At 68.8% G+C, this 20644-nt stretch carries 21 protein-coding genes; 8 read left to right on the top strand and 13 right to left on the bottom strand.

Annotated elements, in window-relative coordinates:
- Positions 1–77 precede the first annotated feature (77 nt).
- Genes KF689_14080 through KF689_14090 form a run of 3 tightly spaced genes read left to right on the top strand, consistent with a single transcriptional unit; the run spans position 78 to position 3997 of the window.
- The gene (locus KF689_14080) at positions 78–566 is read left to right on the top strand and encodes a hypothetical protein (GenBank protein MBX3134506.1); all 489 of its coding nucleotides are present in this window, start codon (positions 78–80) and stop codon (positions 564–566) included.
- Positions 566–1399, top strand: a complete 834-nt coding sequence (locus KF689_14085) for a hypothetical protein (GenBank protein ID MBX3134507.1) — start codon at positions 566–568, stop codon at positions 1397–1399. The genes KF689_14080 and KF689_14085 overlap by 1 nt, the downstream gene beginning before the upstream one ends.
- Before the next feature lie 15 nt (positions 1400–1414).
- A complete protein-coding gene (locus tag KF689_14090; GenBank protein ID MBX3134508.1) occupies positions 1415–3997 on the top strand; it encodes a hypothetical protein in 2583 nt (860 codons plus the stop codon).
- A gap of 35 nt (positions 3998–4032) precedes the next feature.
- Here the strand turns inward: KF689_14090 and KF689_14095 are convergent, their stop codons facing one another.
- The 3 genes from KF689_14095 to KF689_14105 all read right to left on the bottom strand — a co-directional run bounded on the left by KF689_14095 (position 4033) and on the right by KF689_14105 (position 6570).
- On the bottom strand, positions 4033–4815 hold the full coding sequence (locus KF689_14095) for a DUF1080 domain-containing protein (GenBank protein ID MBX3134509.1): 783 nt from the start codon (positions 4813–4815) through the stop codon (positions 4033–4035).
- Between the two features lie 64 nt (positions 4816–4879).
- Positions 4880–5692: a hypothetical protein gene (locus tag KF689_14100; GenBank protein ID MBX3134510.1), complete on the bottom strand. Its 813-nt coding sequence runs from the start codon at positions 5690–5692 to the stop codon at positions 4880–4882.
- A gap of 56 nt (positions 5693–5748) precedes the next feature.
- Positions 5749–6570, bottom strand: a complete 822-nt coding sequence (locus KF689_14105) for a helix-turn-helix transcriptional regulator (protein MBX3134511.1) — start codon at positions 6568–6570, stop codon at positions 5749–5751.
- 358 nt (positions 6571–6928) lie between these two features.
- Between KF689_14105 and KF689_14110 the strand changes: the two genes are divergently transcribed.
- A complete protein-coding gene (locus KF689_14110; protein ID MBX3134512.1) occupies positions 6929–7186 on the top strand; it encodes a hypothetical protein in 258 nt (85 codons plus the stop codon).
- A gap of 17 nt (positions 7187–7203) precedes the next feature.
- On the opposite strand, the gene KF689_14115 is transcribed toward KF689_14110, so the two are convergent.
- The 3 genes from KF689_14115 to KF689_14125 form a co-directional block, all read right to left on the bottom strand.
- Positions 7204–8283 (bottom strand): hypothetical protein, encoded by a 1080-nt coding sequence (locus KF689_14115; protein ID MBX3134513.1) that lies wholly within the window; start codon positions 8281–8283, stop codon positions 7204–7206.
- Positions 8280–8618 (bottom strand): hypothetical protein, encoded by a 339-nt coding sequence (locus KF689_14120; protein MBX3134514.1) that lies wholly within the window; start codon positions 8616–8618, stop codon positions 8280–8282. Before KF689_14120 ends, KF689_14115 begins: the two co-directional genes overlap by 4 nt.
- A 106-nt stretch (positions 8619–8724) precedes the next feature.
- Complete coding sequence (locus KF689_14125; protein MBX3134515.1) at positions 8725–9546, bottom strand: CPBP family intramembrane metalloprotease; 822 nt, start codon at positions 9544–9546, stop codon at positions 8725–8727.
- A gap of 102 nt (positions 9547–9648) precedes the next feature.
- On the opposite strand from KF689_14125, the gene KF689_14130 reads away from it, so the two are divergent.
- Positions 9649–9948 (top strand): hypothetical protein, encoded by a 300-nt coding sequence (locus KF689_14130; GenBank protein ID MBX3134516.1) that lies wholly within the window; start codon positions 9649–9651, stop codon positions 9946–9948.
- Between the two features lie 37 nt (positions 9949–9985).
- Here the strand turns inward: KF689_14130 and KF689_14135 are convergent, their stop codons facing one another.
- From KF689_14135 to KF689_14145, 3 genes are read right to left on the bottom strand one after another with little or no spacing between them, the layout of a single operon-like run.
- Entirely contained in the window at positions 9986–10543 is a 558-nt protein-coding gene (locus KF689_14135) for a dihydrofolate reductase family protein (GenBank protein MBX3134517.1), read from the bottom strand.
- A 10-nt stretch (positions 10544–10553) separates the two neighbouring features.
- The gene (locus KF689_14140) at positions 10554–11132 is read right to left on the bottom strand and encodes a GNAT family N-acetyltransferase (GenBank protein ID MBX3134518.1); all 579 of its coding nucleotides are present in this window, start codon (positions 11130–11132) and stop codon (positions 10554–10556) included.
- A gap of 1 nt (position 11133) precedes the next feature.
- Positions 11134–11925 carry an ankyrin repeat domain-containing protein gene (locus tag KF689_14145; GenBank protein ID MBX3134519.1) on the bottom strand — a complete coding sequence of 264 codons (792 nt, stop codon included), beginning with the start codon at positions 11923–11925 and terminating at the stop codon, positions 11134–11136.
- Positions 11926–12119: 194 nt separating this feature from the next.
- On the opposite strand from KF689_14145, the gene KF689_14150 reads away from it, so the two are divergent.
- Both KF689_14150 and KF689_14155 read left to right on the top strand, forming a co-directional pair.
- A complete protein-coding gene (locus tag KF689_14150; GenBank protein MBX3134520.1) occupies positions 12120–12563 on the top strand; it encodes a hypothetical protein in 444 nt (147 codons plus the stop codon).
- A 38-nt stretch (positions 12564–12601) separates the two neighbouring features.
- Positions 12602–14284 carry a S41 family peptidase gene (locus KF689_14155; GenBank protein MBX3134521.1) on the top strand — a complete coding sequence of 561 codons (1683 nt, stop codon included), beginning with the start codon at positions 12602–12604 and terminating at the stop codon, positions 14282–14284.
- 34 nt (positions 14285–14318) lie between these two features.
- Here the strand turns inward: KF689_14155 and KF689_14160 are convergent, their stop codons facing one another.
- Complete coding sequence (locus KF689_14160; protein MBX3134522.1) at positions 14319–15764, bottom strand: insulinase family protein; 1446 nt, start codon at positions 15762–15764, stop codon at positions 14319–14321.
- Positions 15764–17188: an insulinase family protein gene (locus tag KF689_14165; GenBank protein ID MBX3134523.1), complete on the bottom strand. Its 1425-nt coding sequence runs from the start codon at positions 17186–17188 to the stop codon at positions 15764–15766. Before KF689_14165 ends, KF689_14160 begins: the two co-directional genes overlap by 1 nt.
- Before the next feature lie 77 nt (positions 17189–17265).
- On the opposite strand from KF689_14165, the gene KF689_14170 reads away from it, so the two are divergent.
- Positions 17266–18159: a GntR family transcriptional regulator gene (locus KF689_14170; protein MBX3134524.1), complete on the top strand. Its 894-nt coding sequence runs from the start codon at positions 17266–17268 to the stop codon at positions 18157–18159.
- A 33-nt stretch (positions 18160–18192) separates the two neighbouring features.
- On the opposite strand, the gene KF689_14175 is transcribed toward KF689_14170, so the two are convergent.
- Complete coding sequence (locus KF689_14175) at positions 18193–19314, bottom strand: hypothetical protein (GenBank protein ID MBX3134525.1); 1122 nt, start codon at positions 19312–19314, stop codon at positions 18193–18195.
- 140 nt (positions 19315–19454) lie between these two features.
- Complete coding sequence (locus KF689_14180) at positions 19455–20486, bottom strand: AraC family transcriptional regulator (protein ID MBX3134526.1); 1032 nt, start codon at positions 20484–20486, stop codon at positions 19455–19457.
- Positions 20487–20644: the final 158 nt, after the last annotated feature.

Genomic DNA, 20644 nt, shown 5'->3' on the forward strand with positions numbered 1-20644 from the left:
CCCGCGCCTTGGCGCGGGTTTCGGCGTCTCGGTGTCCGTCCCATCAGGGGCATCGGCACTTGCGTTGCGCGCGAGGCTTGCATCGCTGGAGGCGCCTCGCGACGCTGCTGTTGACCGTCATCGCGACGGCGGTCATCGCCGCCGCTCAGCTCGAGGCGCAGCAGACCCTCCGCGCGAACGTCTTGCGTCCCTTGCAGTTCAATGCTGTATCGGGGGGAATAACGTCGGCCGGGTCCCTGCACGCGCCGAGCGACACCGGCGCATTTGAGGTGATCGGCCGTGCGGGCGCGCGCGTCGAAGTGTGGTTCAACCTTCCGGCCACCTTCAATGGGCCGCGGGGCGAGGTCGTGCCAGTGACCTTCGATGCCACGTCGGCTGCCTACTCGGCCGCGCAGACACCGGTCGACGGGCAGCGGTTCGACCCGAGACTGCGCCAGACGTTCACCGTGCCGTCCACCGGTCGGTTCTTGATCTACCTCGCCGGTCGCGTTGCGGTGCACGCGGCGCAGTTGCCGGGGCGCTATCACGCCCAGGTCGTTCTCTTTGCCAATGAGGTGCCGTGGTGATGCGCGTTCGCTGGTCCATACTCGTCGCGCTGTTGCTCGTCTCGGCGTCGCTCGCCGCGCAGGGCGTGATTGTGTCCCCTCCGGTGCTCGCGATGGACCATCGCACGCGTGCCGGTGCGCTCGAGCTGTTCAATCCTGGTGATCGACCGACGGAGGTACAGGTCGAGTTGGTGTTCGGCTATCCCGTCACAGACTCGCTTGGGCAGTACCGACTGGAGACTCCGCCGACGGTGCCGACGGGAATGCGTGCCGCGACCTCGTGGCTGGAGGTGTATCCGGCCCGGCTGACGATTCCGGCCGGTGGTCGCCAGACGGTGCGGTTCCTGGCGCGCCCCCCGGCGACGTTGGCCGATGGCGAGTATCTCACGCGCATCGTCGTCGCGTCCAAGTACGCGCCGCGGGCCGCCGCAGAAGAGTCGGCGGCCATCAGCACCGAGCTCAGCATCGAGGTGAAGGCGGTGACCACGCTCCTGTACCGTAAGGGCGCCGTCGAGACCGAGATTGCGATCGCGCCCCCGCGCGTCCGGCAGCACGGCGATACGCTTGATATCCGCCTCGCCCTGACGCCGGCCGGGACTGCCGCGTTTCTCGGGACGCTGCGCTTCACGCTCGAGTCCACGGACGGCAGCGTCGTGGCGACGCACGATCAGCCGGTAAGCATCTACGTGCCGGTCGATCCGCTCATTCGAATGGCGATTCCCGGCCTCGCCGCAGGCGACTACAGTTTGCGCATCACACCGCTCGCTGTACGCAGCGATGTGCCGCCCGGAACACTTGCGCCCCTGCGCGCGAGTCCGGGATTCCGGCTCCCGCTGCGCGTCACGCGTCCGTAGGGCGCGATCGCGCGCGTGCGCCGATCCGGTCGCACACTGCCGCGCGCTGCGCGGCTGGCGTTGCATTGTGCCCTCCTGTGCACGGCGACCGTTGGTGCACCGGCGCTCGGCGCGCAGGACAGCGTCGAGACGGTGCTTGTCAGCGTGGTCCTTCCCGGTTTGCGCGCGCAGGTCCTTCCGGGGTTGCGTCGCGGCGAACGCATCGCACTACCTCTGCGCGACGTGCTCACTCTCGTCGACGTCCCCGCGACCGGCGATGACTCCGCCGTCGTCCGATTCGTGCGTCCGCGGGATGGCGCCGTCGTGCGGCTTGAGGCGGCGCGTGGCCGCATCAGCGTCGGGCGGCGCGCGGGCGCACCCGCGCCTAGCCACGTTCTCCTGCGCGAGGGCGTGGCGTATGTGGATACCGAGGAACTCGGCAACGCAATCGGCGCACGCCTGGTCGTGGAATGGGCGTCCCTGAGCGTCGAGATCGTCGACGCCGAGTCGCTTCCGCCGGTCGACGCCGTCAGGCGGGCGCAGCGCCACGCGCGACTGCTGGAGCCAACGCACGTCGAGCCCGTCGGCGCGGCGCGTCCGCTGTCGCGTGACTGGGTCGGTGGCGGAACGCTGGACTATCTCCTGCAGGTACCCGATAGCCGTCCGCTTGGCACCGGGACCTATCTCGCCTCGATGGGCGGCTCGATTCTCGGCGGCGCGCTCGAAGGCATCGTCGCCGGCCGCCTCGACGGCGAACACGCGCAGCATTCGGCCTCTTGGCTCGGGGTGTGGCGGGACCGCCGGTGGCTTGCGCAGGCGCGTCTCGGCGATGGTGCGGCGAGCGGGCCGCGCGGCACGGCGTTGCGCGGCATCGCGCTGACGAACGCGCCGTTCCTGCGCCCTCTCGACTACGGGCTCATTCCGGTGCGTGCCGCGGGGGACAGCACCTGGGAAGTCGAGAGCTTCGTGAACGGCAGGCTCGTCCGCGTCGACACGCTGCGGGGCTCACGTGATGCCGTGCCCATCGCGGCGAGTTACGGCGGCAATGTCATCGATCTGGTGGCCCGCGGTCCGGGTGGGGCGCTGTTACGGACGGAACGATTCCTCGCGCTGACCGCGGATGAATTCCTGCCGGCCGGGCGCGCCGAGTATGGCCTGAGCGCCGGGCAGTGCCGTTTCACGGTCTGTGATGTGGCGGGGAATGCGGATTTCCGCGTCGGCCTTACGCCAGTCCTGACGTTGCGCGCCGGGGCTGACTACCAGCGCGGCGTCGGTGGGCGCGGCGTGGCACGCCCGTACGGCGCGGTCTCGTGGCTCGCGACCACCACGCTCTCCGCCACGGCATTCGCGCAGTCCACGAGCGACGCCAGCGCGGTACTGCGTTGGCAACCGTCGATCGATCGCGCGGTGTTGCTGGAGCGCAGCAGCACCGCGCGCAACAATCCGTTTGCCGGTGGACCGGGCACCGGCGCGCAGGAACGGTTGAATGCAACCGTATTCCTGCGCCCGGCGCGGTGGAACGACGCCGTGTTCGTGAACGGACTGTGGCGCGGCGAACACGGCGACCACGGGCGCGCGACGCGCGCGCGGGTCGCGCTTGGCCTGCGCTCGCGGGTCGGACAGGTTTTTCCGTATCTCCAGTACGACGCGGCCGCGCGTCCGCTCGCGGCGCCGTCGTCGCACTACGCGAGCGGATTCGCCTGGTTCGCCTCGCCGTCACCCCGGTGGGGCCCGCGGTGGTCGCGCTACTGGGGTTATCTGTCGGCCGACCTGCGCGATGATCGCCGGGGGACGCTCAGCGCGACGCTGGCGCGGACGCTGTCAGCCGCGCTGCGTCTTGAGCTCACGGCCACCGGGGCGTCGGCGGCGCCGCCGCACTTTGGCTTGCGCGTGTACACGGATTTGCCGCGCGCCCGCATCATCTCGTCAACGCAGTATGATGCCGTCGGCGGGTATCAAGGAACGCATCAGGTGCAAGGGGCGGCGTATGTGGATGCGCCGCGCCGCGCCATCGGCGCGGTGCGCGGCCCGCTCCTCCTGCGTGGCGGCGTCGGAGGTCGGGTGTTCCTCGACCTCGACGGCGACGGCGTACTGGGTCCCGACGAAATGCCACTGGCCGGTGTCTCGGTCCGCGTCGGTGCGGCGACCGCCAGCACCGATGCGGGCGGCTGGTACCACGTCTGGGACGTCCTGCCGTTCGAACCGGTCCGCGTCGAACTGGACGCACTCACGCTCGAATCGCCGCTGTGGGTGCCCGCGTTGGCAGGACTCGAGGTCGAGCCGACCCCCAACAGCGTCCGCCGCGTGGACCTTCCCGTGCTCTCGGGAGGCATCGTCGAGGGCGTCGTGCAGCGTCGCGTCGATGCCGATTCGACCGTTCCCGTGCCCGCCTTCGCGCTGACGTTGAGTGCGACGGATGGCGGGCGCCGGCACCGCGTGACGACGTTCAGCGATGGCGGGTTCGTCATCTTCGGCTTGGCGCCGGGTAGCTATCGGGTCGAAGCGGCCACGGCGCCGTGGGTCGTGCACACGCCGGCAACGATCGAGGTGCGACGCCTGCCCGACGGTGACCGCGTCAGGGGCCTCCGCGTATTCGTCAGCGTCCTCGCCGACCCGTGAGCATCGATCACGTCAACGTGCGCAGGTTCCGCCCCTCAGCGCGGTGCCTCGAGCTCGCGCACCCACACGTTCCGGAAGCGCACCGGATCCCCGTGATCCTGCAGCGCGATCGGTAGCCGATCCTCGTGCGCTTCATACCTTGCGGCACGCATATGCGCCGTCGCGCCGGCGAAGGCGACCGCGTCGTGCACGAGCACCCCGTTGTGCAGCACCGTGATGCGCGCCGGTTCGAGGACACTGCCGTCAACGCCGAAGCGCGGGCGGCGAAACACGATGTCATAGGCTTGCCACTCACCGGGCGGCCGCGCCGCATTCACCAGCGGCGGCTGCTGGCCGTACAGCGCTGCTGCCTGCCCGTCGGCGTAGGTCTCATTCTCGTACGAATCCAGAATCTGCACTTCGTAGCGCCCCATCAGGAACACGCCGCTGTTGCTGCGGTTCTGTCCCGATCCGCTGGGCGGAGTTGCGGCGCGCCACTCGATGTGCAGTTGGATGTCGCCGAAGCCGCGTGCGGTCTGGATGCCGCCCGTACCGCGCACGACTTCCATCGCGCCATCCACGATGCGCCAGCGCGCGGGCTGGCCGTCGCCGCTGCGCCAGGCCGCGAGGCTCGCGCCGTCAAAGAGCACAATGGCATCTGAGGGAGGCGCCACCGGCGCACCCGCAGGTCCTGGCGTGACCACCGGCGGCTTGGGACGCTCCATCGAATGCACGGGCCAGGTAGGCGCGGCTTGAGCCGCGGCGATGCCCTGCACGTTTGGAGTATTTCCCACGAGGGCCATCGCGAGTGCCGTGACGCAGGTCCAATAGCGGGGCATTCCTCAAGGTACCCCGCAGTCTTCCGAGCGGCAAACCCGCGCGCCCGCGCCACCTCCGCCGCGCCTATCCGCCGCGTCCCGTCCAGATCGCGACGATCCCGCAACTGCCGCGTCCGCCCATCGCGCGGGCCTGAATTTCCGCCGGGGCGGTCGCGGCGCTCGGGTACACCTCGATCGCCGCGATCTCGAGTCCGTTCACCAGTTCGTCGATGCTCGTGTCTTCGCGTTGGCGCGCCGTCCCTCGAGAATTGATGGACGTCGTGCCAGCGGCGTTCTCCTCAAGCGTGCGAACGCGCACGCCGTCCACAAGAATGGTGTAGCCGCAGCGGCCACGCCCCAGCAGCGTCGCCACCTGCCGCGGGCCGGTGCGCTGGATGCTCACATACTGCGATCCCCGAAAGGCCTGCGACGGCCTGCTCGGCGAGATGCGCTCGAGGTCCTCGGGCGTGATGAACTCACCGGTGTAGGCGCCGGCGCGCACGCGATCGAAGCGATCGTAGAACCCACGCGCGACGAGCAGGTTGTTGCGACGCTCCGAGATGACGATCGCCGAGAGTGAACGCGCGACCGGCGTCAGCACGATGAGCGTCGGCGCGTTGCCTTGGCGTAGCACTGCACTGGTCGGCTGGTAGCCGATGCGCCGCACCGTGACGAGGATGGAATCCGCCCGCTGCGGGAGTTCCAGGCTCGCGCGGCCGAGGCTGTCCGCAATGCGACGGCCGCCGAGGTTCGCTTCGAGGAGCGCGAAGGGGACGGCCACGCCGGCGGTGTCCGCGATGCGGACCTGGATCGACGCCTGTGCGGTGAGTGGTGCGCCGCCGACGATGGTCATCAACGAAACAATGCAGGCCAAGCTGCAGCGCAGGCGTGAGTCCATCGGAAGAGTGTACGGCACAGCCGGCAGGCGCGCCAGACGCTTGTGCCGGCACCCGACTACGTCGTGCGCGCCCGATAGCGCGCCGGGCTCTCGCCAAAGGTCCGGTGGAACGCGTTGGTGAAATGGGATTGGTCGTAGAAGCCCGCCTTCAACGCGATCACGGAAAGCGCTTCACCACTGCGGCGAAGCTCCTCGGCCGCCCACTCGAGCCGCAGCCGACGCACGCGCTCGCCCACGCTGACGCCAAACTGTGCGCGATACGCCCGCGCCAGCGCGGACGGACTCACCTGGACCTCGTGTGCGACCTGGCTCAGCGTCAGCGGGGTCGCGAAGAGCGTGTGGACGATCTCGTCCGCGCGCAGGAGCCACGCCGGCGTCCGGCGACCGGCGTCGCGCACGTGCTCGCGGGCGAGGCGCGCGAAGAGCTCGAGGAGCGCGCTCTCGACCACCAGCGGCGCGATGTCGTCACCGGACTCGAGCTCTGCGACGATGCGACTGAACGTCGCCCGCGCGCCCGAGCCGCGCAGGTAGAATTCGCCATCGAGCAACCGCGCGATGGAGGGCGAGTCCACGAAGCGCGCCGGGTCTACGTCGACGCGCACGCCGCGCACGTCGCTGTGGGCGAAGCGATCCGAATGCTTCTCGCCGACCGCGGTCAGCTTGAGCGTATCGCTGGTGCAGTCCAGTGCGCGGCCGCGGGAGTACTCGTCGAAGCGTCCGTGCAGCACATAGCACAAGGACGGCTGATCGTGCCAATGCACCGCCAACGCGGAGCCCACGGCGTGCGTGCCGGTCATCACCTCAAACCCTGGAACGCGCACGGAGCGGGAGGTCGGCGGCGCCGGTCGCGAGGCGCGAGCGGTGGGTGGGGCTGACATTCCCTCCTCCTGGGCAACGGAATGGGCGGAGCGTCCAAGCGAGCCACGATGCTCCAAGCGCTTTCGGCGTACCTCTCCTACCCTGAATGCACGAGGATGTGTCACGACCGCTCCCGCTCTCGACGAGGATTGGATGGACCGAGTTCGGCTTGGAAGACCGGCGACCGCAGCACGCCGTCTCGCCGTCGCGCTACTCGTGGCGCTGACCGCGGCAACGGTTGCGTGCAGTGACAGCGGAACGCCATCCGGCCCGGGGGCGGGTCCCGGTCCCGGTCCCGGGCCCGGACCCGGACCAGGACCTGGACCTGGGCCTGGACCTGGCGGCGGCGGCGGCGGTGCACTCACCGCGGATGTCGCAATGCTGTCGGCCGACGGCTACGAGAGCGGCAACAGCTTCTCACCGCAGTCCGTCACGATCACGGTCACCGGGTCCGTCACGTGGTCCAACGCGACGCTCGGCGTGCACAACGTCACCTTCGCCACTGCCGGCGCACCCGCGAACGTCGCCAATATGAGTGGTGGCACGGCGACCCGGAGCTTCCCGACCGCCGGTACGTTCGAGTATCAGTGCACCAATCACTCAGGGATGACAGGTACCGTCGTCGTCACGCCGTAAGCGCGCGCGATCCGCGTTCACGGTGTGACGATCACCAACCCTTTCATATGCGGGTGCGGCTCGCAGACGTACTCGAAGCGGCCGGGCGTCGTGAAGCGCCGCAGGTAGCGTTGCTCTGCCATCAGGAATCCGCTGCGCCACGCGCCCCCTGGATCCGCGACCGTGTGCGGCACCGGGTCGTCATTGATCCACTCCACCCACTGACCCACGCGGATGTGCACGGTGTCCGCCTTGAAGGCGAGGTCGCGGACGCGCACGCGTACCGTGTCCGATGCCCTTGCCTCGCCGACGGACGGATCGTCGTCCCCGGGACGGAACACGCGCCTCCACTGCGCCGCCGAGCCCAGCGGCGCGATGAACGTGAAGCCGTAGCGGCGGGGCTGCGGTCCGATGACCTTGGTGCGCGAGGCACCCTGCAACGTCGGTGCGCCGCCGTTGGACGCGTGAAAGGCGAACTGATGTCGCGTCCCGGGAATCGCCAGCGTGATGCCGCCGGTCCACACGGTGCCGAAGGTGTCGGGACTGAACGTTCGGCCGAGGTCGCCACCGACGCTCAGGTACGGCGTGAGCGCGAACGATGCGCCACCACTGGCCGCCACGCCGGCCGCTCCCGTGCCAAACGCATCGCTGAACCCCCGCGCCTCGGCCACCAGCGTGATCCGGCCGCTACGCGTCGTGGTGGTTGCCGCCACGTCGACGCTGCGCGCGGCCGAGTTGTAGGCGAGCAGCGTGCTGAGCCCGAGGCGCGTTCCCGACAGCGCGCGATAGGCCACCCACCACTGCCGCTCATTGCCACCGAACGACTCGGCAGTCACTTCGCTGTTGGACGTGAAGTCGAGTCCGATGGCGATGCGCTCCGTGACGGCGGTGCCGACCACGATCAGCGGGACATTCAGCAACTCGTCGCCACCGCCGATGAACTCAAAGCGGTGCGAGAGCAGCAGCGCCGGTTGCCCGGGTGCCATCGTCCACGGCGCGCGCGTGTTCGGCGTGGCGTCCATCGGTCGCTGCGCGTGGGACCGCGACGGTGCCGCAAACAGCAGCGCGGCGAGCATCACTAGCGCGCCCGGGCACCACCAGCGGCAGCGCAGCGTCACTGGACGGTGATCGAGCCGACCATCCCGGCGTGGTTCGTGCAGGAGAAGTCGAAGGTGCCCGCGGTCGGGAAGCTGCGCGAGTTCTGTCCCGAACTGTGGTCGCCGACGTTCGCTGGCGAGCCCGCCGTCGAGAAGGTCACGTTGTGCAGCACGCCGCTCGGATTCCGGAAGGTCACCGACTCGGTGGCGTCGATGGTCAACGATGCAGGCACGAAACTGGTCGAACTCATCGAGATGGTGTTGCCTGCAGGCGCGGCGGGGCCGTCACTGCTGCAGGCCTGCGCGGCGGCCAGCAGCAGGGCACCACAGATCACGGAACAGGGCAAGCGCGACATCACGGCCTCCGGTGTGCACGAAAAGGACAGCACGGAGGATATCGGAGCGTCTGCGGCGCGGCTTGGAATGGGGAGCGCGAGTTGGACGGGCGTGACTTGCTCGTACTCAGCGTGAGGCCGGTGTCCGCATCGCACTGATGTCAGCCTTCCGCATCTGGAACAGCAGCGGAACGGCGACGACCCACGAAATCGCCACCGTGGCCCACGCCACCAGCGAGCCGCCAAAGGCAACCGGCGCAATCGTTCCGCCGACCGCCGTCGGCACGATGCCTGTCGTGTTGTTCACCGCGGAATGCAGCAGCATCACGAGGAGCAAGCTTCCGTCGGTCTTCCAATAGAGGTAGGCGACGGCGACCGACAACGCCATCACGTGGAGCAGGTACACGAGGAACGACTGCCCCGTGCTGCCGCTATCCGGGAGCACGAAGAGCGGGATGTGCCAGGCCGCCCACACGACACCGAGCGCAAGACTCGCGCCGCCGAGTCCCAGGTATGCCGAGAGGCGTGGAAGGGCGTAGCCGCGCCAACCCACTTCCTCACCGGCCTGCGCCAAGGTCGAGAAGGCGATGCCGAGCAGCAAGATCACTGCGGGCGTCGTGCCAAACAGCGGCCACTCACCCGTGAGAAGGCGGTGCACGACTGCCGCGCTCAGCTTGATGACCGCGAAGTAGACGATCGCGAAGACGTACCACCGCGCGCTGACGCGCCAATGCCCGATGCGCGCGAGCAACTGGGCAACGCCGACGCGACCCTCCGCGCGCGCCGTGAACGCCAGCGCCACGATCGCCGGCGCGAAGACCCCGAGCAGGAACACCGGTCCTTGGCCGCCGAAGAATCCGGTGTTGCCGGGTGCTGCGAGCCTTGATGCAAGCAGCCACAGCGACCAGGTGACGAAGAACGTCGAGGCGAAGTAGGCCAGTAGGCGCATCGGCTAACGTTGGCGTCGCCTGCCGACACGGCACAAGATGCGCAGCCAGTATCAGGCGGAGGGCAACGTTGACGGAGACCGCGATAGGGCGGAGATTGGCGTATGATCCTTGGATCCGGCGACCCCACCCCGTACGACGCCACTCTGCAGATCACACTCGTGGTGCTCGCCGCGCTGCTGCTCACGGGTGCGCTGACGCACGCCCACTGGTCACCGATGGTCGCTGCGGTCACGCGACGCAGCGCCGTCATCATCGGTGTGATCGCGTTCATCGTCGTGCACCTGCGCACGCCGAGCGAGGGGAGCATCGTGGCAGCGGGACGCATCCTGACGCTGTGGCCTGCGCTCGCGGCGGTGGTGCTGATCTACGGGATCTGGAGTTGGCGAGCCGGCCGGCTCTAGGCGCTGCGAGCAAGGCGCGCGCGGGCGCCGTCGCGACCTAGCGCTCGCGTCGGTAGTGGACGGCGATGGCACCGCATTTGAGCGGCGTCGACGAGACCAGCTGCAGCCGTCGCGTGCTGGGCAGTCCGCCTTGGAACAACGTGGGGCCGTGGCCGACGATCCTCGGCTGGACGAGGAACTTGTACTCGTCGATCAAGTCCAAGCGATCAAGTTCCGTCGCGAGGGCGCCGCTGCCGAGGAGTACGCCGGCGGGCGTCGCATCCTTCAGCCGCTGCACGCTCGTGCGCAAATCGCCGGCGAGGTGATGGCTGTTGGTCCAGGGATAGTCCGTACGCGTCGACGAGACCACGTACTTCGGCTTGGCATCGAGCTTCTCCGCCCACTCGCGGAGTGCCGGCGGGGCGTCGACGTCTCCGCGGGCGACCGCCGGCCAGTAGCTCTCCATCATCTCGTAGGTGACGCGCCCCCACAACATCGCGCCGCCCTCGTCCATCATTCGCGTGAAGAACGCGTGGGTCTCGTCGTCAGCGATTCCTACGCGGTGGTCGACGCAGCCGTCGAGCGTGACGTTGAGGCTGAAGGTCAGGAGGCCCATGTGGGGAAGTCTACTCAGGGAGCCGCGCAAGCGCCGCGATGTCCTGCCATCCATAGTTGCCGCTGCCGGGATCCGCGTCGCATTTCTCCGCGCCCAGCGCCACCCAGGCTCGGCTCGACGGGTTCCGCGCGTCGCCGTAGAGCCACATCGACGTGATTCCGCGCGCGACGAACCGACGCGCCACCCGTCCGACGAGGCGTCGCCCCAAGCCGAGTCGCTGGTAGTCCCGGAGCAGGTGGATCTTCGCGAGCTCGCCCTCGTACGCCGGGTTATCGCTGCGGTTGGCTTGTGCGAAGCCCACCAGCGCACCGTCCGCGCGCTCGACGACCAGGCAGAACCAATCGGGGTCGTCCTTCGCGAACTTCGCGCGCCACTGCTGCTCGCGGACGTCCGCGCTGGGGCCCTTCAGTCCGAACACGCCGTACGTCGCGTTCCAGGTCACGACGTGCAGCCGAGCCAAGGCAGGCACGTCCGTCGCCGTCGCGTCGCGGATGGTGAGGTCCGCGAGCGACTCGCCGCGCGCGCGGAGGCGGCGGAGGTTTCCGCGCGGTGTCGGCCGGAGGAGTCCGGCGATGAAGCGCCAGATCACGCTAGGGTCTCGGACGCGATTCCCAACGCGCCCGCCGCGCCGCGCGGCGCGCCTCGTAGTCGGCGGCCGTGCGTCCGCAGAGATCCGCCCGGTCGGGGTCCGCCCCCCGCGCGCGCAGCAGCGAGTCGAGTTCGAATCCGTACTCCAGCATCAACAAGGTTCCGCCTGTCAGGTCGGTGGCGTTGGGGTCGGCACCGCGGTCAAAGAGTAGTTCGAGAACCTGGCGTCTCGTCTCCGGCGTCGAACCATCGCCGTAGCCCAGCGTCGCGTGTGTCAGCGGAATCGGAGCCGACACTTGGCAGTCGAAGCGGCGCATCGTCTCGGCGAATCGCTCGGGCGCAAGATCTGCCTCCGGTATACGCACCTGGTCGAACCCCCCGGGCCCGGCGGCCCATCCGGTCACGTCCTGGCGAACACTTCGCATATCCAGACCCGCCCCCCGCTCCAACAGGAGCGTCGCGATGTCCACGCGTCCCATCGCCGCCGCCGCGACGAACGCTTCGAAGTCGGCACGCGGGTCCGCTCCACGGTCGAGGAGCAGTCGCACGATGGAGATGTCACCGGACTGCACCGCGAACCACAAGGTGCTCTCCGTCAGCGGTGCCGGAGGAACGGGCCGCGCACCGGCATCCAGCAGTTGGGTCACGCGGGCCAAGTCGCCCCGTCGCGCCGCCATATCCAGCTGGTCCGAGCCGGTCAGCCGGTAGCGGAAGCCGCTGGCGGAGGACCCCGCACAGGCGACTGCGCTCAGGATTGCCGTGAGGAGTGCCGCGGCATTGGGGAGCCGACGCATAGAATCTCCGGTCTGAAAAGCGCGCGTGCTGCTCCATAATGGCTCCAGATTCGCTGAGGCGCCAACAGCGCATTCAAGCTGCCGTTCATCCCGCGGTAGGACGGCTCGCCCCAGCCGCGTGACACGCGTCGTTCAGTCGCGGGTAGCCATCGGTGGACGCTGTTACTCACTGACTCTGGCTCGAGGAATCGACGATGCTCAAACACTGGCACTTCTTCATTCCGCTCGTGCTGGCGACCGCGGCCTGCGCCGCCCCAACCGACGCGCGCCGCATCGTCGACGAGTTCGCGCTGGTCGAGATCATCACGAGCGCACCTGCGGCGCCCAGTGCGCCGGTCGCCGACACCATCCGCCTCTACGAGGCCGGCCGCGGCGAGAAAATCACGCGACTGGCCTTCCCCGGCACCGCGCCTCGCCGCTTCGTCGTGCCGTTCGAGTATCAGCGTGAGGATGATTACTTCGTGATCTCGTGGGGCTGTGTGGACGTGATCAGCGTACGCTCCACCTGCGTTCAAGGACCGCACGACGCCGGCAGCCTGCTCGCGGGCGAGCTGCGGCTGGATTCTATGCGGTTTCCGGGCGACTACCAGACGGTCTGGGTACGGACGGCGCGCTTCTCTCAACGCGCCGGACTGTGAACCGCACGGGCTGCCTTCGACTCGGCGCGCTCGCTGCAGTGCTGACGTGCGCTGCGGCGCAGGGCGGTGCCCAGGAGCTGACGGCCAAGTCGGCGCACGACGAGATCCAACGCGCGCGCGGCCGCGCGGCCGCATTGCTTCGGGCGGGTGATTCCGCCGGTGTCACCGAACTCGAGTCGCTGCTCTCGCGCTTGCGCGAGCCGCAGCTCCGCGACCTCGCCAATGGCTATCCGTACCTCGCCAATCGCGCGCTCAACCTCGAGATGGATCTGGCGCGCGCCGGACTCGCTCGAGGCGACACCGCCGCGGCGCATCAGCATTTTCTGCGCGCCCTGAACGCCGATCCCCCGCCGAGCAGCCCCTTGTCGGAGTTTGACTCCACGCTCACACGTCTGCTCACCGCTGACGAGGCCCGCAGCTACGACGCGGCGTGGCGCACCCGCACTGGCTTGCGACTCGCCACCGCGTTCCGCTCGGAGTCGTTTGACGTGGCCGATCGCATCGCGGCGCTTTCGCTGCTCTGGGCCGAGGTGCGATGGGGCTTCCCGAACATAGAGCGCGGTGCGATGCCGGTGTGGGACTCGCTGTACCGTGCGGCCATCCCGCGCGTGATCGCCGCCGAGGCCGAGTGGACGGCCTGGCAGGAACTCCAGCGCCTCGTCGCGCAACTCGAGGACGGACACACGAACGTGTATCCCCCGCCGGCGCTGGTGGATCGTCACTGGGCGCGGCCCCCGATCACGACGGAGCGGGTCGAGGGACGCGTGGTCATTCGCGCGGCGTCGGCGGCGGCCCGGGCGCTCGGTGTGGAGCCCGGTGCCATCATCGAGACGATTGATGGTGAGCTGGTCGACTCGTATGCCGCACGGGAAATCGCGCCGTATGTGTCCTCCTCCACGCCGCAGGATCGCGAGGTGCGGGTCTACGGCTACCACCTGCTGCGTGGTCCGGTGGACCGCGACCTGCGACTCGGCCTCGCGTCAGCGAGCGCCCCGCGTCGTGAGGTGGTCGTGCCGCGTGACACGCCGCGCGATGCGACGGTTGGACGTGCCGTGCGCGACAGCATCCTGCCGAACGGCATCGGCTACCTGCGCATTGACCACTTCGAGGACGAGCGCATCGCGGCGATGGTGCAGGAAAGCCTCGCACGCCTCGCGGGCACACAAGGGCTGATTGTGGACCTGCGCCGCAACGGCGGCGGCAACTCGTCCCTCGGGTTCGGCCTGCTCCGCGCACTGGCGGATGCACCAATCGTGCTGCCGACCTCGTGGATCCGCACGATGCCGTCGTTCTGGAAGGCGCGCGGGTTCCACAGTCTCACGATGCACCTTCCCGCGGACACGCTGGCGCTTGACCCAACGATTGATCGCTACGACGCGCCCGTAGCGTTCCTCGTGGGCCCGATGACATTCTCGGCCGCCGAGGACGTCACGGCGATGTTCCAGGGGATGCGGCGCGGCGCGATCGTCGGGCTCCCCACGGGCGGGAGCACGGGGCAGCCGTATGTCTTCCGGCTGCCGGGCGGTGGACAGGCACGCGTGCGGACCAAGCACGATGTCGCGCCGGGCGGCGTGGAGTTCGACGGCGTCGGCATCGCTCCCGACGTGATCGTGCCGCAAACACTGGATGGCATCCGTGCTGGCCAAGACGAGCAACTGGAGGCAGCGGTCCGGCACCTCGAGGAGCGACGCCGCGGCCCTCGCGGCGAGCACGACTTCTAGAAGCGCTGCCGACGCACGTACTGCGCACCGCCCGTCAGCGGACGGGCCGCCCCTCGACATCGTGAATGACGATCGGGCCGAGTTGGAGCTTGGCGAGCATCGCCTCGATGGTGGCGCGGTCCCCAGCGACGGCGACAACCATACGGTCCACGTCGAGGTAAGTCCGAGCCACGCGGACGATGTCCTCGCGTGTCACCTCTTGGTATCGCCGCGCCAGATCGATGTAGAAGTCTTCGCCCGCTCCCTGCTGCACGATGCCCCGCAGGGCGAACGCCGTCGACTGCACGGTCTGGAAGCGCCCGACCAGCGACGACGCGATGGCCTGCCTCGCTTGCTCGAACTCCGCCTCGGCAATCGGGATCTCGCCCGCGATGCCCCGCAGTTCGCGCAGGATCTCCACGAGTGCGCTGTCGGTCTTGCTGCGTTCGACCGCCGTGACGACACGGAACGCGCCGGGCCCACGCCCGAACTCGAAGCCGGCCCAGATGTCGTAGGTGAATCCACGCCGCTCTCGGAGATTCTGGCTGAGTCGCGATTGCAGCCCCGTGCCCAAGATCTGCCTGAGCATCACCGCGGCGTAGAAGTCCGGCGATGCACGCGGCATCGCCGGAAGTCCGATGAGGAACTGCGTCTGCGTCGCTCCCGGGAGATCGACGAGGTGGATGGATGCTCCGGTGCGGCGAGGAAGCGGCGGATAGTCGAACCGCGTTGGCGCGCCATCGCCGGACCAGCCACCGAAGGCTGCCTCCACCTGAGCGCGCACCGTTGCCGGATCGACGTCACCCACGACCAGAATGGTCGCACGGCCCGGCTGTAGGTACTCGCGGTGCACCGCGCGCAGGTCGTCCAAGGTGATTCGTGTGAGCGGCTCGGTGGTACGCAGTCCCTTCGCGTAGGGATGCTGCTCGCCGAAGACGGCGTTGAGGAACGTCCCGGTGGCGAGCGCGTTGAGCTGGCTCTGCCATCCCGTCACGGTCTGGATCGCACGACGGCGGACGAGTTCGAAAGCCGCTGTGTCGAACGCGGGTTCCGCTGCGAGCCCGGCGACGAGATGCATCGCCGACTCGAGGTGGTTCGGCATTGCCGTGAAGCCGATCGTGCCGTCCTCGCGGCCGAAGTTCAGCGCGATGCGAACGCCGAGTCGCTGGCTCGCTTCCGCGAACTGCTGTCCTGGATGGCTTCGCGACCCTTGCTCCATCAGGTTGGCGAGCAGCGACACCGCGCCCGGAAGCGCTGGGGGATCGAACGACGATGCACCGCCGCCAAGTTCAAGGGTAAACGACACCAAGGGCACACCGGTGCGGCGCGCGACCACGAGCCGGATTCCGTTGGGAAGCTCGCTGGAGACGAACGGAAGCCGCTGGATGGCCGGAGTCGGCCCGGGTTGCGGCGGCACGCGTCGATCGACGGGACCTTCCTGCGCGACGGCAGCCGCGGCACCCACACACACGGCGACGACCAACAAGGCGACGCGCAGCATCACGGCACCTCCGTGATGTCGTAGCCACGGCCGTCTGCGGCGATGCGCACGCGCGCGCTCGTGCCAGGGTGTGCGCTGAGCTCCGGCTTTCCGGTGGGGACCACGCTGAGCACGACGCGTCGGCTGCCGAGGTGCCGCCGCGCCGCGTCGCGAACCTGCGCGGGCGTCATCTCGTGCAAGCGCCGCAGGTACGTCGCGTAATGCTCGGGATCTTCCGCTTGCACGCTCCCTTGGATCAGGCGATATGCGCGCTCGTCCGCGGCGCTGAGGCCAGCGACCCAAGTGGTCATCAGCGTGGCTCGCACCATCTCAACCTCCTCTGCAGTCGGACCGTGTGCGGCTACATCCGCCATCAGTGAGTCCACCACGGCGAGAATCGCCGCGAGCGTCTGTCCCGGTGCGGGTTCCGCCGTGAGCTTGAACTCGCCCGTGTGCTGCCAGCCTGACTGGCTGACGGTGACGCGCGACGCCAACTGCCGCTCCTGCACGAGCACACGTGTGAGCCGAGAGTAGCCCGTCTGCGCGAGTACCGCTGCGAGCGTCGCCAGTGCCGCGTCGTCCGGCGTGCCCAGTGCCGAGCTCGGCCAGTACACTGCTAGGCGAGGAGCGGCGACGTTCTCCTCGTAGACCAGGTGCCGCTCGGCCCTCAAGGGCGCCGAAGGCACCGCGACACGGCGAACCGCCTCTGGGCCGGTGAGGTCGCCGAACCAGCGCGCGATCTGTGAGCGCACCACGGCAGGGTCGAACCCTCCCGCAATCGCGAGCGTGGCGTTCGCCGGCCCGTACCAGGTGCGATGAAACGCACGGATATCGTCGAGCGACGCGGCGTCGAGATCAGGCATATAGCCCGCAGGAAACCACCCGTGCGGATGCGACGCACCGTACATCGCCCAGAGCATTATCTCGTGCATCCGACCGTACGGCGCATCTACGATGCCGCGACGCTCGTTCTTGACAACTTCGCGGTCGGCCAGGAAGCGCGCCGAGTCGAGCGACGAAATGAGAAAACCCATCCGATCGGCCTCGAGCCAGAGCACCTGCTCAAGGTGGTTCGCCAACACGCTAACGAAGTAGCCGGTGGCGTCGTGATTGGTGAACCCGTTGCTCCACCCGCCGCCCTGCCGGATGAGCCGCTCGTACTCGCCGGCCGGTGCGTGCTGTGAGCCGCCGAACATCACGTGCTCAAATAGATGTGCGAAACCCATCTGCCCGCTCGGCTCGTCGCGTGAGCCGACGCCGTACCAGAGGTGCAGCCCAGCCATCACCGTCGTGGAGTCGGGCGCGAGGATCACCCGAAGCCCGTTGGGGAGTTCGTACCGCTCCACGTCGAGATGGATAGTCGGCATCTGGGACGCGACGCCGACAGGTAGCAATGCGACCAGCATCCACGCGACGATGACCCCACAGAGCTTGCGCATTCTCATAACAGAACGTAATGTGTTATGTGTTATTGTTATATATTCTGACACAGCGTACCCTGCAGCGCGAGGCCAGTCAAGCCGTGACACCGCATCCGTATCAGCAGCTCGTTGACCGTCTGCGGTTCGCGATCGCCACCGGTGAACTCGCACCGGGCTCAGTCCTGCCATCGTTGCGCAGCGGCGCGCAGGAGTACGGAGTGCACCTCCACACGGTGCGACGCGCGTATCACGAGTTGGCGCAGGCGGGCTTGGTGCGCGTGGATGCGCGCCGCGGCACCATCGTGCTCCCCGTCGTCGGCGCGCAATCGAGTCTCGATGCGTTCCTGGGGGAGATGCTCGCGGCGGCGCAGCAGCGCTACGGTCTGTCGAATGCGGAGGTGGTCGCGGCACTCGAACGACGCCGGAGCGCGTCAACACCGACGGTCAGTGTCGCCGAGTGCAGCCGCACGCTTGCCGGATCCATCGCACGCCAGATTGCGCAACGGTGGCGCGTGACGGCGGTGCCACACGTGCTCGGCGACGGTGCGCTCCCGAACGGGCGCCTGATCTCGACCTACTTCCATTATCGCGAGGTGACGGCGGCCACCGCACAACGTCCCGGCGACGTGACCTACGTGCGGATCGCCATCGCGCGCGCGCTGGTCGCCACGTTGCTCAGGGCTCGCAGCACGGGGAGGCTCCGCCACCTCGTGCTGCGCGAGACGGACGCGCAGTTAGGCCAGCAAGTGGCCGGGGCCCTCCAATACGCGCTGCGGGACCAAGTCGAGATCGAAGTGCAGGTGACCGCTACGGGTGCTCCGGTCGCGGCGCCACCGGCCGGTCAGATGCTCCTCCTCTCGCCCCGCCAGTGGGATGCACTGCCGGCGTCAGCGCTGCCACCGCGCGTCGCACTACTCGAGTACGATGTGGATCCGACAGACCTCGAGGGGCTCGGACCGGTGCACGGCTGGGTGCCCGTGCCGCCGCGACGCTGAAGTGGCCGAACGTGGCTCGCGCATCGGTGGCGCTTACGGGGCGCCGGTCAGCCGCAACGCGCGCACCACGACTCTCGGCACTTGATCCTCGTCGGTGCGGTATCCGGCAATGCGACCATCGGCGAGCAACCACGGATAGAAGCCCGGGATGACGGTGGTGGCAATCAGCGCCCCCCGATCAGGATCGATCACATCAACGACGGTCTCATACAGCAGCTGTGGAATGCGGTCGAGGAGCGTCCACCCGACGACATCCCCTGCACGAACGCTCGGCGTTCCGACGCCCTCCCGCCAACTCGGCGCCGCACGCGTAACGGCGATCCACAGGCGGCCCCGGTCGTCCACGCGTAGTGATTGCAGGACGGGCAGCGGTGCGCGGGTGTCTGTGGCCCCGGGGTCAACTTCACGCGTTGGAAACCAGTCGGCGCGCCGCACCAAGCTGCGGCGCAGTGCGCCGTCGAGCGTCCACTCGTCAAGCCGGTAGCCGAGGCGCTGCGCGGCCCATACGCCGTGGACGGACGCGGCCAGTGCACGATCGAGACTTCGAGGCGCGACCCCTGCCCCTGGTGCCTCGGCCGTCGCGATTCCCCTGATGTGCTCTCCTTCGGCGCCGAATACCTGCAGCAACGTCACCCGACCATCTGCGCTGGCGAGCGGCCGGCTCGTCACAAAACGCTGGTCGCGGAGCAAGCGCACGTCGCTCCACCCGGTCGGTCCTCGCACGGATCGCACGTACGACCACGGATCGGCCGGCGAATGCACGGAGCGCCGAGCGGCGCGGACATCGAACACCCACACGGAGTCCTGGGCGTCGGTAAGCGCAGCCAGCGCGAGGCGGAACTCTCCGGGACCGCCACCGCTGCCTCCAATGCGGCGCACGAAGCGGCCGCTGCCATCGTACACGAACGGACCGCCCTCGTGAACCTCCTCAAGGACAAACGTTTGCCCGTTGGCGCCAGAGCTGACCCACACCGGAGCCCGATTCAGCTCAGGGGTATCGGGGTCACCGAGAGTTACCTCACTTCCCGCGACGATTGCGCAGTTACGACAACTCGGGATTTCCGGCACGACGATGGGCTGTTGTGCGATTGCGACTGCGGCGATGACCGCCAAGAGGCCGGAGACTGCTCCGGACTGGGTGAGCAACTGCGACATCTGGGAGCTCTCCTTGGGGACGCGGGAACCTTCCGTTGGCGACACGCTGCACTGCACTGTCCGTCACGGCGTGCCGGCCAACGGTTGCTGCGATTCGTCCCGTTCCACGCTGGAACGCGCCGTCGCGCCCAGCATTCCGCCTAGCGCCGTGCCGCCCGCCAGCGCTGCGGCGGTTCACCCGTCCAGCGCCGGAACGCGCGGAAGAACGACGCCGGCTCGCTGAACCCGAGCAAGAACGCGACCTCACTCGCCGTCAGCCGCGGGTCGGAGAGCAGGAACTCCGCACGCTCACGGCGCATCGCCTCGACGAGCGCCGCAAAGGTCGTGCCCTCGGCCGCGAGCCGGCGCTGCATCGTGCGCACGGACATCGCGAGCCGCTTGGCCACGACGCCCTGTTGCGGCTCCCCCGACGGCAACTCCGCCGCGATCTCGCGACGCACCATCGCCAGTGTGCTGCCGCTGTCGGGCACTTCCTCCAACAGCCGCTCGGCCTGCTGCGCGAGATACCCGAACAACCGTGGGTCGTGACGCGGCAGCGGCCGGTCGAGCACAGCGGCGTCGAAGGCGATCTCGAAGCGCGGCGCACCCCAGGTGATCCGGCAGCCAAACCACGCCTCGTGCGCGGCGGCGTCATCCGCGCTCGGAAACGGATAGCTGAGGGACCGCACCGCAACCGGCGCTCCGGTGAGCCCACGCAGCAGCGCGCGGGCAGCGCTCGCGTAGGCGTACACCGGCTCCCGCAGCCGCGCGAACGGCCCGGCCATCACCTTGCTGAGCACGAGCCGCCGACCATTCGACGTGGAGACTTCGTCCATCTCGGGCACGAGTTCGGGATGCAGCACCGCCCGATAACGCTGGAACCACTGCAGCGCCTCGCGCACCGTCCGCCCGTGCTGCATCGCGTAGCCGACCGCGCCGAGCGTCGTCGCGCCAAGCTTCTCGCCCAACGGAAGCCCGATCGGGCGATTGGACAGCGCGAGCCACACCGCGAAATCGGCGGTGACGGGAACGCGGGCGTCCGGATCGGCGAGCACCGCGGCGTCCAGACCCGAGGCCGTGAGGAGTTCCGCGCGCGGAACGCCGAGCGACTCAGCGGCAGCGATGACGTCCGCGACGACCGCCGCGAGGACCGTGCCTTCGACCGGAAACGGAAAAGGGATGGCGCCAGTCACCCCGCAATGCTCGCTACGCCGGCCCGGGGGCGCAACGGGTCGGCGGCTGGCACTTCGGCGGCGCGTGGCGCCCTTAGTCATATAGAAGTCGGCTTCGGTCAAGGTGGCGCGGCGGCGGGCGGCGCAAGCTTCGGTGTCCTCTCTCACCTGAGCACAAA

The organism is Gemmatimonadaceae bacterium (genome assembly GCA_019637355.1).
In the GTDB taxonomy this organism is placed as follows: Bacteria; Gemmatimonadota; Gemmatimonadetes; order Gemmatimonadales; family Gemmatimonadaceae; genus Pseudogemmatithrix.

Excerpts from the sequence above, each read along its gene's own strand:
- KF689_14100 (MBX3134510.1), bottom strand. The coding sequence starts at position 5,692 with ATGGACTCACGCCTGCGCTGCAGCTTGGCCTGCATTGTTTCGTTGATG.
- KF689_14105 (MBX3134511.1), bottom strand. The coding sequence starts at position 6,570 with ATGTCAGCCCCACCCACCGCTCGCGCCTCGCGACCGGCGCCGCCGACC.
- KF689_14175 (MBX3134525.1), bottom strand. The coding sequence starts at position 19,314 with ATGTCGCAGTTGCTCACCCAGTCCGGAGCAGTCTCCGGCCTCTTGGCG.
- KF689_14085 (MBX3134507.1), top strand. The coding sequence starts at position 566 with ATGCGCGTTCGCTGGTCCATACTCGTCGCGCTGTTGCTCGTCTCGGCG.
- KF689_14095 (MBX3134509.1), bottom strand. The coding sequence starts at position 4,815 with ATGCCCCGCTATTGGACCTGCGTCACGGCACTCGCGATGGCCCTCGTG.
- KF689_14135 (MBX3134517.1), bottom strand. The coding sequence starts at position 10,543 with ATGGGCCTCCTGACCTTCAGCCTCAACGTCACGCTCGACGGCTGCGTC.
- KF689_14160 (MBX3134522.1), bottom strand. The coding sequence starts at position 15,764 with ATGCTGCGCGTCGCCTTGTTGGTCGTCGCCGTGTGTGTGGGTGCCGCG.
- KF689_14150 (MBX3134520.1), top strand. The coding sequence starts at position 12,120 with ATGCTCAAACACTGGCACTTCTTCATTCCGCTCGTGCTGGCGACCGCG.
- KF689_14120 (MBX3134514.1), bottom strand. The coding sequence starts at position 8,618 with ATGTCGCGCTTGCCCTGTTCCGTGATCTGTGGTGCCCTGCTGCTGGCC.
- KF689_14110 (MBX3134512.1), top strand. The coding sequence starts at position 6,929 with ATGCTGTCGGCCGACGGCTACGAGAGCGGCAACAGCTTCTCACCGCAG.
- KF689_14125 (MBX3134515.1), bottom strand. The coding sequence starts at position 9,546 with ATGCGCCTACTGGCCTACTTCGCCTCGACGTTCTTCGTCACCTGGTCG.
- KF689_14130 (MBX3134516.1), top strand. The coding sequence starts at position 9,649 with ATGATCCTTGGATCCGGCGACCCCACCCCGTACGACGCCACTCTGCAG.
- KF689_14165 (MBX3134523.1), bottom strand. The coding sequence starts at position 17,188 with ATGAGAATGCGCAAGCTCTGTGGGGTCATCGTCGCGTGGATGCTGGTC.
- KF689_14145 (MBX3134519.1), bottom strand. The coding sequence starts at position 11,925 with ATGCGTCGGCTCCCCAATGCCGCGGCACTCCTCACGGCAATCCTGAGC.